Source organism: Apibacter sp. B3919 (assembly GCF_026537405.1).
Taxonomy (GTDB): domain Bacteria; phylum Bacteroidota; class Bacteroidia; order Flavobacteriales; family Weeksellaceae; genus Apibacter.
On record NZ_JAFNMG010000002.1, the window covers coordinates 1 to 12,037 of the forward strand.

Below are 12,037 nucleotides of genomic sequence, written 5' to 3' on the forward strand. Positions count from 1 at the left end.
AGTTAAGCCTACTTGCGCTGATGGTACTGCAAACGCGGGAGAGTAGGTAGCCGCCGGTTTTTTAAAAAAGAAAGCTTTGTATAGGATTATACAAGGCTTTTTTTGTTTTGTTTTGGAGTGGTTTTTTTGGTTGGTGGAATTTTAAAGTTATAGACTTTTAATTTAGCTAAACTCATAAGCTAACTCTCATAATTTTATATCAGACCTTTTAATATCTATGATGATATTTACTATACATATTCTTTGAGGTTATTAAAAGCAATCTCAATCCCGATAAGGACTTTCTTATTTAAAATTAGTAAATCTAAATAGTTTTTGAAATCATATAATTTGAAGAAATAGGTTTTATTGATTTTTATTTCTTTAGTAACTCTTTTTTGATAGGTTTTTTAGCTAAGAGAATTCAAATTTCATAATATAATAACTACTAAAAAGTAATTATATGATGAATTAAAAAATTAATAATAAATTAAACTAATTAGAAAATTATTTTACATGATAGTTTGTAGTAAATATTTATACCAATTAGTTTAAAAAATCCATAAAAATATATGCCTTTATATTTATTGTTAGTAATAATAGCTTAAAATTATTTCATTATTAAGTAAAAAAAAATTTAGATAATAAAATAAATATGCTTTATTTTTTATTCATAAATTATATTATTTTTGAGATTATTGCTTATACTTCTATTTGATTTTAGGAATTTTTAGTATTTTTGATAGTAAAAAATCAATTAAAAAAATTAAATAATTGATTTTTAAGCATTTATGAATTTAAAACGATTAATACTACTAACAGTGATAATAATATGAATGACAATATCCAAAAAAATAAAGAACTTACTCTAGAAGAAATTCATAATTTTCGCGGAAAATATCCAAAACAGCTAATATATCTATTTTTGATTGAAATGTGGGAACGTTTCTGCTTCTATGGTATGAGAGGAGTTCTTACAATTTTTATGGTGGGTCAATTAGGAGTTACTGATAAAGATTCTAACCTTAAATATGGAGCGATACAAGCATTTATTTACGCTTTTACTTTTATTGGGGGCATTTTGGCAGATAAAATATTAGGATTTAAAAAATCTCTTTTCATTGGAGGTTTAACCATGGTTTTAGGTAATTTAATTATCGCTTATTCTCCACATGATTTTTTTTATTTTGGAATAACATTATCAATAATTGGAACAGGATTTTTTAAGCCTAACATTTCCACTATGGTTGGAGATTTATACAGTGAAAAAGATCCACGAAGAGATGCAGGATTTGGATTGTTTTATTCAGGTATAAATTTAGGAGCCTTATTTGGTGGTGTTTTATGTGTTTATTTGGGAAAATATCATTCCTGGAATTTATGTTTTTTAGCCGCAGCTATAGTAATGCTAATAGGTATTTTAATCTTCTTAGCAACCAAAAAATATTTAGGACCTATTGGTGACTCACCATTGATAGATATGAAACCTTCAACCAGGAGAACCCGAGAGACGTTTGTGTACTTAGGAGTTTTATTATGCATACCTGTTATTTATGCCATGATACATAATACTCGATACACGGATTATTTTATGTATACCATTGGTCCGTTGGCAATAGCTTTGTTTATTATAGAACTTATTAAAATAAAAAGCGCACAAATAAGAAAAAAACTTGTTGCTGCGATGATTTTAATTATTTTTTCAATACTATTTTTTGCATTTTTTGAACAAAGTGGAGGAGCTTTGGCTATTTTTGCCGAAGGAAACCTAAGTCATAAATTACTGTTTTTTAATATTGACCCCAATATTGTAAATAATAGCTCCAATGCTTTATTTGTAATAATCTTAAGTCCTTTATTTGGATTATTATGGCTATGGTTGGCAAAAATAAAATTAGAACCCAATACGGTAATAAAATTTGGATTGGGATTCTTATTTCTTTCCGGCTCTTTTTATATTTTATATAGTACAAGATATTTTGCTGACTCGAACGGAATGACATCTTTAAATATCTTTACAATAGCCTATTTGGTTATGACGTTCGCAGAACTTTGTTTATCTCCGGTAGGCTTATCTATAGTTACCAAATTATCTCCCAAAAATTTGTCAGGAATGATGATGGGAATGTGGTTCTTAGCCAGTTCTTATGCGCAATATGTAGCAGGTCTTTTAGGGGCAGAAATGTCTTCTCCGGATGAAAATGCATCTTTAGTAACTAAATTATATTCATATACTACAGGATTCGGACAATTGGCCAATTATGCATTAATTACCGGTATTGCTTTAATTCTATTTTCTCCTTTGATAAGGAAATTAATGCAAGAAGTTAAATAATAATAATAAGTAAAACTAAGTATAAATTATATTATGACAGAAACTCAAGTTAAAAAAGGGCATCCTAAAGGGTTATACCTACTGTTTTTAACAGAAATGTGGGAACGATTTTCGTATTATGGGATGAGAGGAATTTTAATACTATATCTTACAAAATCTTATTTAGAAGGAGGTTTAGGTATAGATGCTCAAACAGCCAGCTTAATATATGGTTTCTTTACGGGGTTTGTTTATTTTACTCCATTAATTGGAGGTTGGTTGGCAGATAAATATTTAGGACAAAGACATTCCATTACAATAGGGGGAATTATAATGATGTGTGGGCAACTGGCATTATTTTCATTAAATACCCAAAGTGGACTGTATGTAGGGTTATTCCTTCTAATTATAGGAAATGGATTTTTTAAACCCAATATATCAACTTTGGTAGGTGGTTTATATGCAGATGGCGATCCTAAAAGAGACTCAGCATTCTCTATTTTTTATATGGGCATAAATTTAGGAGCATTGATTGCTCCCATTATTGTAGGAATATTAACCGATGATATTTTCTCTACAAGAGATGCCGCAGGAAAAATAATATCATATGGGTATAAATATGGTTTCCTTGCAGCTGCAGTCGGAATGTTTTTTGGACAAATTACCTATAATACGTTGGCGAAAAAATATTTAGGAGATCTAGGGTTAAAACCTCAAGGAAAAGTCACCAAAAACGATACAAATAGTGATGTAAATCCAAACGTTCCACTAACTAAAAATGAAAAACAAAGAGTTGCTGTTATATTTATTTATTTCTTTTTTGCTATTTTCTTTTTTGCAGGATTTGAGCAAGCCGGTTCATCTTTATCATTGTATACAGATAAATTTATCGACAGAAATGTAAATTTGCCTTTTATTGGAGAATATAATATACCCACTTCTTTATTTCAATCGGTAAATCCATTTTTTATAGTAGTTTTAGCTCCGATCTTTGCGTATTTTTGGAATAGTAAATTAGGACAAAAACTAACGACTCCGTTAAAAATGGGATTAGGAATGATAATTTTAGGGGTTGGATTTTTCTTTATGTTAGGAGCAGTTGCGGAACGAGGGGGCGATATAGCCGATGTTACCATTAAAGCGAGTATATGGTGGTTAATTTTAACGTATCTTGTTCATACCATAGGGGAATTATGTTTGTCGCCTGTTGGACTTTCCGTAGTAACAAAATTAGCACCTCCTAAATTAGCATCTCTATTAATGGGAGTATGGCTAATGGCATCCTTTATTGCAAATATAGTAGGAGGCTTTTTAGCTTCTACAGTCGAAACTTTAGGAGCAGGTAAAATATTTTTATATATTTCATTATTTGTAATCATTTGTGGAGTATTAATGATCGCATTAAATAAAGTACTAGTAAAAATGATGCATGGAGTAAGATAAGATTAAAAATAATTAAAAAGTTATATCACTAAAGCATATTCTTTATTTAAATTAGTATAAATGAATATGCTTTAGTTGTTTATGGAATGTTTATTAAATCATTAGATATAATTCATATAAAAATAAATTCATGAAAATAAAATGAATGTACCTATACAAACTTTTCAATTTCCGGGCTTACAAACAGATCAAGTTCTTCATATAAAGAGAGAAGATCTGATTCATCCCGTCATTTCAGGAAATAAATTTTGGAAATTAAAATATAATATTCAAAAAGCTAAAGAATTAGGAAAGAAAATATTGGTAACTTTCGGCGGAGCAATGTCTAACCATATTGTAGCCTGTGCGGCAGCAGCTAATGAAAATGGTTTCCAATCTATAGGTATAATTCGAGGAGAAGAAATTGTTGATAAATGGAAAGATAATTTAACTCTAACAGAAGCTTCCACTTATGGCATGGAATTTATTTTTGTACCCAGGCATGAATATAGATTAAAAGAACAGTCGAGTTATATACAAAATATACTTAATACCATTCCTAATCATTATTTAGTACCTGAGGGCGGAACAAATTCATTGGCTGTAAAAGGAGCAGCAGAAATACTATCAGAAAAAACCTCTTCTTATGACATAATTACTTCTGCAATGGGTACCGGAGGAACTGTTTCGGGATTATCTGTAGGAGCATTTCCTCACCAACAAGTAATCGGATTTCCGGTATTAAAAAACGCTCATTTTTTAGTTAAAGAATTATTAAAACATACTAGCAAAGAAAATTTTATAGTAAATTTGGAGTACCACTTTGGAGGATACGCTAAAATTACGAATGAATTAATCGATTTTATTAACGAATTTTATTATCTCAATCATATTCCCCTTGATCCCATATATACAGGAAAAATGATGTTCGGATTAAGAGACATGATAAAAAAGGGGCAAATCCATAAGGACAAAAAAATTTTAGCAATACACACAGGAGGTTTACAAGGGATTAAAGAAATGAATAAGTACTTAAAGAAGAAAAATAAACCTATAATTGTAACATGAAAAAATTTGGAATATTTCTAATAGCGATAGTTTTAGGAAATTTCATTCTGGCTCAAGAATCTGTAAAAAAAGATGAATTATACATTCAAACCTATGCTAAAGTTGCAGTAGAGGAAATGGAAATGTATCAAATTCCTGCAAGTATTACCTTAGCACAAGGAATTTTAGAAACAGGTAACGGGCAGAGTATTTTAGCACAGGTAGGAAATAATCATTTTGGCATTAAATGTAAAAATGATTGGACCGGAGGGAGAATGTATCATGATGATGATGCCAGAGGAGAATGTTTTAGAAAATATACCTCTGCAAAAGAATCTTACAGAGACCATTCTTTATTTTTAGCAGAAAGACCCTATTATAAAAAACTGTTTCAATTAGATAGAAAAGATTATAAAGCATGGGCACATGGTTTAAGAAAAGCAGGGTATGCTACTAATCCTAAGTACGCATATATGTTAATCAATTTAATTGAAAGATATAAATTATACCAGTTTGATTCTTTAACCTCTGATAATGTAGATAAAAAGTTAGCAGAGTTATATCCGGATACATATAAATCCAATAATAGTATTGAAAAGGTAGATGAATCATCAATTTTGTTGGCAGATGCTAATACAAAAACAGTAAAAATTGATGTTCCCAAAAAAACAACTCCTGTTAAAGTAACGGCTAAAAAAGTAGAAAATGTAAAGAAAATAGCAGCCGTTAAGACCAATAATTTTGAATTCCCTAGCTCTAGAATTAGAATTCATCCCAATGGGAAAGTAAGATATATTATATTAAGGAAAGGAGATACGTTGGAAGATATTTCAAAAGCCTATCACATCTCATTAAATCAATTAAAATCTTATAATGATTTACTCTTTCAGGATAGTTTAGTAATTAACCAAAAAATCTTTTTAGATCCAAAAAAGAAAAAAGGAATCAACAAAGAACATATTGTAAAGGAAGGTGAGAAGATGTACGATATAGCCCAAGAAAATGGTATTTCCTTAATTGAATTATACAAACGAAATTTGATGTTTCCGGGAGATGAGCCTAAACAAGGAGATAGAATTTTACTAAAAGGGAGAAAAAGTTAAAATAGAGTTGTTAGATGTTATTTATAAGAAGTAAGGCTTTATTTCAAGAGGCACAACAATATATACCCGGAGGGGTAAATTCGCCCGTTAGAGCATTTAAATCTGTCGGAGGAGTTCCGGTTTTTATGAAATCGGCAAAAGGTGCATATCTTACAGATGAAGACGGAAACACATATATAGATTATATAAACTCATGGGGTCCCATGATTCTAGGTCATAATCATCCCCAAGTAGTAGAAGCAGTAATAGAGCAAATGAAAAATGGGTTTTCATTTGGAACTCCTACGGAATTAGAAACAGAAATTGCTAAATTGATTACCTCTTCTGTGCCTTCTATTGATAAAATAAGAATGGTTAATTCAGGTACGGAAGCCTGTATGTCTGCGATCCGATTAGCAAGAGGTTTTACATCAAAAAATAAATTTATTAAGTTTGAAGGGTGCTATCATGGACATTCCGACTCCTTTCTTATAAAAGCCGGAAGTGGTGCTGTTACCTTTGGAAATCCTAATAGTCCGGGGGTAACGGAAGGAACTGCAAAGGATACTTTGTTGGCTAAATATAACGATATCGAATCTGTAAAATCTGTTTTCGAAAAGAATAAGGGCGAGATTGCAGCAGTTATACTTGAACCTATAGCAGGTAATATGGGATGTATACCTCCTAAAGGAGATTTTCTTGTTAAGTTAAAGCAACTATGTGAAGAAAATCAGTCATTACTGATTTTTGACGAAGTCATGACAGGTTTTCGAGCAAAGATGGGGGGAGCTCAAGAGTTTTTTAACATTCAGGCAGATATAGTAACTTATGGTAAAATTATTGGAGGTGGAATGCCCGTCGGAGCATTTGCCGCTCGAAAGGAAATAATGGATTGTTTATCTCCGGTTGGTAAGGTTTACCAAGCGGGTACTTTATCCGGAAATCCAATTGCTATGAGGGCCGGATATACAACCTTATCCATACTGAAAAATGATTTAGATATTTTCCATAGAATTACACAAACTACAGAAATCCTATCCGATGAATTAAGAACTATTTTTAAAAACGCCGGTATACCCGTATATATTAACCAATGTTCATCGATGATGACCGTATTTTTTGGTATATCAGAAGTTTCAAACTTTGATGATGCAACAAAAGCTGATCATGAAATGTTTAACAAATATTTTCATTATCTACTAAACCACGGAATATATTTGCCGCCTTCAGGTTATGAAACATGGTTTATTTCTGATTGTATAAAAGATATTGAAATTGAAAAAACATTAGATTATACAAAAAAATTTATATCCTCACTTTGATTGGAAAATAATAAATTACTTAGTATAGTATATTTTCTTTTTATATAGAAGAAATGGCAAATTAAAATTCGAAACTTTCAATTAGCTCTAATTCAGTTTTAAAAGGCAAGACTCGAGTTCCAAACTTATGAAATAATAATTGAGCAAATCGATCGGAATGGTTTTTATAAAAGTCTTCTAAAACTTTTTTGTTAGCGGCATAATATTGGAGGGAATAGGTACATCCTGATTCATCCGGATGAGAAATAACTTTTGAAAATATAACCTTAGTAAATATTTGAATTTCATACATTTCAGGGATTAAAGTATTTTTAACCCAATCGATCCATTCCTTTTCTAAAGGATATTCAACGTGAAAACTTTCTGAATATATAATCATTTCATTAAAATATTAATTAATAGCATAATCCACTGAGTACCCGAACATACCCTTTTCTTTAATCATATCGGCAACTTCATTGGGCATATTAATTTCCCAACCGTTTTTACCGGAAGCAATCTGAGTAAGAATTTGCTTTCCATAAATTCTGAGATAGGATTCATTATAATCTTTAATATCTACAATCCTCTTATTTTTTTTGAAATACTTGTATAAATCTTTAAGGCTTTCATTAACTTTTAAATTTTCAGAATTGAGAAACTCTCCTGTTTCTTGATCAACATATGGATAAAGATAAATTCGCATATGCTGCTTAAACAGCTTTCCAAAAGCTTCCATAATACCACCGCTTAAGTGGTTATAATATCCTTCTTTAAAAATGTCCAATAAATTATTAACACCCATTGAAATACCGATTCGTTCCGTAGTAAATCTGCTGAAATAATCTACTAAACGATAATATTCGGAAAAATTAGAAATTAAAACAGTATATCCTAATTTTCCTAAAACATCCGCCCGATCTAGAAAATCTTGTTCATTGATCTCTCCGGAAGCAAGCAGGTTGGATAAAGTAATCTCAAATAGTACCTTAGTATTTTCTTTAGTAACCTTTTTTTCATTCATAAACATTTTCAAACCTTGATTACACATATCAATGTTTACATGGGTAACCGGACGGAAACTTCCTCTTAATGCGAAAATATTTTTATTATATAATTCATCCGCGGGAAGAACATTTTTTCCGTTAGGCTCAAAAACAGCTGCATCTGCCATTCCGTTTTTAACTAACTGTAAGCTCATTAAACGATTGTCCACAGCAGCATAATCCGGTCCGCTGAAATTAATCATATCAATTTCAATCTGAACGGTGCTGAGTTCATCATAAAGAGATGAAATTATTTTTTTTGGATTATCGCTGTAAAAAAAAGAACCATAAATTAAATTTACTCCTAAAATACCTAAGGTTTCCTGTTGTAATTTAGTGTCGTTTTCATGGAAACGAACATGTAAAATAATTTCATTATACGGTTCTAATTCATGTAATTGAAATCGGATTCCAACCCAACCATGTCCTTTAAAAGTTTTATTAAAATTGATGGTAGTAACTGTGTTGGCATAGGAAAAAAATTTTCTGCCTGAACAATTGCTTCTATCGATTCGTTTCTCAATTAATTCAATTTCATGGTCAAGCATTTTATGCAATCGTGCTTGAGAAACATATCTATTATCCGGTTCTTTTCCATAAATAGAATCACTTACTTCTTTATCATAGGCAGAAATTGCTTTGGCAATAGTTTTAGAAGCTGCGCCCGCTCTAAAAAAATAGCGTACGGTTTCCTGACCTGCTCCTATTTCAGAAAAAGTCCCATAAATATCTTTATTTAAATTAATCTGAAGAGCTTTTTGCCTAGGGGTTAGTACTTGTTTATGAGAGAGCATATTTTCAACTTTTGTTCGTAAATTTACAAAAATTATGGTACTACAAAAAAGTAATATAACATTCTTAGGGACAGGAACTTCTCAAGGAATTCCGGTTATAGGTTCAAATGATCCGGTATGTAAGTCTCAAGATGAAAAAGATAAAAGATTACGAACTTCTGCATTGGTTCAATATAAAGGTTTGGATTTATTAATTGACTGCGGTCCTGATTTCAGACAGCAAATGTTGCGAGAAAATAAATCCAATGTAGATGCCGTATTAATAACGCATGAACACACAGACCATATTGGAGGATTAGATGATTTGCGTCCCATCAATTTTTTGAAAGGACAAGATATTCCTATTTTTGGAAAGGAAAGGGTATTAGAAGATATAAAAAGAAGATTTTCTTATGCTTTTGCAGAAGTAAAATATCCGGGTGCTCCCGGTTTTGAATTACATTCAGTGAATGGTGATATCTCTTTTCAAGATGTTTCTATTCAACCCATACATATTTTACACGGTAAGTTGCCCATTTTAGGATATAAAATAGGGGGATTATCATATATCACTGATGCTTCCTCTATTTCTGAAGAAGAAATAGAAAAAATTAAATTTTCAGAAGTATTAGTTATCAATGCTTTAAGAAAGGAAGTTCATGCTTCCCATTTTACTTTGTTTGAGGCATTGGAAATCATTGAGAAAGTTAAACCTAAAAAGGCTTATTTAACACACATCAGCTATCAACTAGGGTTTCATGAAGAGGTAGAAAAAACATTGCCTAATCATGTTTTTTTAGCTTATGACGGATTGAAAGTTGAATTTTAATAAGAATGCATATTTTTTTACTAAAAATCATATTTTATAATAAATAAAAAGCATTATTTAGATATATTTTAATTTATAAATTTAATTAAATGTATATTCCTCAATTTTGTACTTTTGCAATACTTACAATTATAATATTAAATGAACAATAGATCAGTATATGTAGCGGCTACATGTCCTTATAGCGGAAAATCTTTGATTAGCTTGGGGATATTGCAAATGGTAATGAGAAGAACACCGAATATTGGTTATTTTCGTCCTATTATTGATGATTTAGATGATGGGATAAAAGACAACCATATTGAAACTATGATTTCTTATTTTAATCTTAATCAGAGTTATGAAGATGCATACGCTTTTACTAAAAGTGAAATTATTGATCTTCAAAATAGTGGCAGATTAAATGAGGCATACGATAGTATTATTCAAAAGTATAAAGCATTAGAAGATAGATTTGACTTTGTACTAATCGATGGTACTGATATATCAGCAGGTAGTACTTCGTTAGAATATGATTTGAATGTTATCATTGCTAAATCATTAAATATTCCGGTCGTTCTTGTTGTAAAAGATTCATTTAAAAATTCGCACGATTTAGCTAAAAATATAAGTCTGGAATTAAACAATTTTTTAAAGAAGGATAATAAAGTTATTGCGGTAATTGTTAATAAATGTGATAAAGATATAGAAGAAGTTATTACTAAAAGTAAGAAACGCATTGGTGATTCCGTTTTATTATCTATAATTCCTAACGATAAACCTTTAAGCTTTCCTACACTAAAAGAAGTGGCTGATGTTTTAGGAGCTAAAGTACTTCATGGAAGTGAAAATTTAAATCGATCCATCACTAAGTTTATGATTGGAGGAATGTTACTATCTCAATTCATTAACTATGTTGAAGAAGATTGCGTTGTAATACTTCCCGGTGATCGATCCGATTTAATCGTTGGAACTTTACTTTCCAACTTATCTAATTTTAAAAGAATTTCAGGAATAATACTAACTGCCGGAATAGGTCCTGATGCTTCAATCATGAAAATGATTGACGGATCGAGTGTAAACATGCCTATTATGCTTGTTGATATGGGAACATTTGAAGCAGCAACAGCTATTGACAATATAAAATCAACAATTTATCCTGAAAACACGGCAAAAATTAAACGTAATATTGACCTGTTTGAACAATATGTGGATGTGCCGGAGCTTGATAAGAGAATTTCTTCATTTAAAATTGAAGGAATTACCCCTAGAATGTTCCAGTATAATTTGTTGAAAGAAGCTAAAGCAGCCCACAAACATATAGTTTTACCGGAAGGTGGAGATGAGAGAATTTTACGCGCCGCTTCAATGTTAGCGGATGATGAAATTGTAAAGATCACAATTTTAGGTAAACCGGATGAAATTATACAAAAAGTTAACCAACTGGGACTAAGTTGGAATACGGATCTGATTTCTGTTTTAGATAATACAGAAAACGATAAGTTAAATGATTATGTTGATACCTTATATGAACTTAGAAAAGATAAGGGTATGGAACATGCTCAGGCTAAAGATTTAATGTTGGATGCCTCCTATTTTGGGACAATGATGGTGTATAAAGGAGATGCAGATGGAATGGTTTCGGGAGCTCAAAATACTACGGCTCACACGATACGCCCTGCATTACAATTTGTTAAAACTAAACCGGGAATTAAAACCGTTTCTTCCGTATTTTTCATGCTCTTGCAAGATAGGGTACTAGTTTACGGTGATTGTGCTATTGTTCCTAATCCTACTTACGAACAGTTGGCAGATATAGCAATTTCTGCTGCAGGAACTGCAAAAGAATTTGGAATTGAGCCGAAAATAGCCATGCTTTCTTATTCATCCGGATATTCAGGAGCGGGAGTAGATGTGGATAAAGTTAGAAAAGCAACAGAGCTGGTAAAATCTTTGCGTCCTGACTTATTAATTGAAGGACCGATTCAATATGATGCGGCGGTGGTTCCAAGTGTAGGTAGCAGTAAAATGCCGGGGTCTTTAGTTGCAGGAAAGGCAAATGTATTGATTTTCCCGGATTTAAATACCGGTAATAATACATATAAAGCGGTGCAAAGGGAATCCGGAGGACTAGCGCTAGGTCCTGTACTTCAAGGATTGAGAAAACCTATCAATGACTTAAGTAGAGGCGCAAAAATAGAAGATATTTACAATACGGTTGTAATTACAGCTATCCAAGCAGCCAACGACAATTAAAAAAATAGT

9 protein-coding genes are annotated in these 12,037 nt (G+C 31.2%); 7 read left to right on the forward strand and 2 right to left on the reverse strand.

From position 1 onward, the window contains the following. Positions 1-811: 811 nt before the first annotated feature. The 5 genes from J3U20_RS03305 to hemL all read left to right on the forward strand — a co-directional run bounded on the left by J3U20_RS03305 (position 812) and on the right by hemL (position 7,166). Positions 812-2,314, forward strand: coding sequence for a peptide MFS transporter (locus tag J3U20_RS03305; RefSeq protein ID WP_185149844.1), 1,503 nt, complete (start codon positions 812-814; stop codon positions 2,312-2,314). Between the two features lie 33 nt (positions 2,315-2,347). After that, a complete protein-coding gene (locus tag J3U20_RS03310; protein WP_160541618.1) occupies positions 2,348-3,736 on the forward strand; it encodes a peptide MFS transporter in 1,389 nt (462 codons plus the stop codon). Positions 3,737-3,877: 141 nt separating this feature from the next. Beyond that, the gene (locus tag J3U20_RS03315) at positions 3,878-4,783 is read left to right on the forward strand and encodes a 1-aminocyclopropane-1-carboxylate deaminase/D-cysteine desulfhydrase (RefSeq protein ID WP_160541619.1); all 906 of its coding nucleotides are present in this window, start codon (positions 3,878-3,880) and stop codon (positions 4,781-4,783) included. Next, positions 4,780-5,865: a glucosaminidase domain-containing protein gene (locus J3U20_RS03320; protein WP_160541620.1), complete on the forward strand. Its 1,086-nt coding sequence runs from the start codon at positions 4,780-4,782 to the stop codon at positions 5,863-5,865. Before J3U20_RS03315 ends, J3U20_RS03320 begins: the two co-directional genes overlap by 4 nt. 14 nt (positions 5,866-5,879) lie before the next feature. Further along, positions 5,880-7,166 (forward strand): glutamate-1-semialdehyde 2,1-aminomutase, encoded by a 1,287-nt coding sequence (gene hemL, locus J3U20_RS03325; RefSeq protein WP_160541621.1) that lies wholly within the window; start codon positions 5,880-5,882, stop codon positions 7,164-7,166. Between the two features lie 61 nt (positions 7,167-7,227). Here hemL and J3U20_RS03330 read toward each other — a convergent pair whose 3' ends face one another. Beyond that, entirely contained in the window at positions 7,228-7,545 is a 318-nt protein-coding gene (locus J3U20_RS03330) for a DUF4286 family protein (protein ID WP_160541622.1), read from the reverse strand. Between the two features lie 12 nt (positions 7,546-7,557). Beyond that, complete coding sequence (locus J3U20_RS03335; RefSeq protein ID WP_160541623.1) at positions 7,558-8,985, reverse strand: TonB-dependent receptor; 1,428 nt, start codon at positions 8,983-8,985, stop codon at positions 7,558-7,560. Positions 8,986-9,019: 34 nt separating this feature from the next. Between J3U20_RS03335 and J3U20_RS03340 the strand changes: the two genes are divergently transcribed. Further along, positions 9,020-9,793, forward strand: a complete 774-nt coding sequence (locus J3U20_RS03340) for an MBL fold metallo-hydrolase (protein WP_160541624.1) — start codon at positions 9,020-9,022, stop codon at positions 9,791-9,793. A 141-nt stretch (positions 9,794-9,934) separates the two neighbouring features. Beyond that, positions 9,935-12,028, forward strand: coding sequence for a phosphate acetyltransferase (pta, locus tag J3U20_RS03345; RefSeq protein WP_105296874.1), 2,094 nt, complete (start codon positions 9,935-9,937; stop codon positions 12,026-12,028). Positions 12,029-12,037 lie beyond the last annotated feature (9 nt).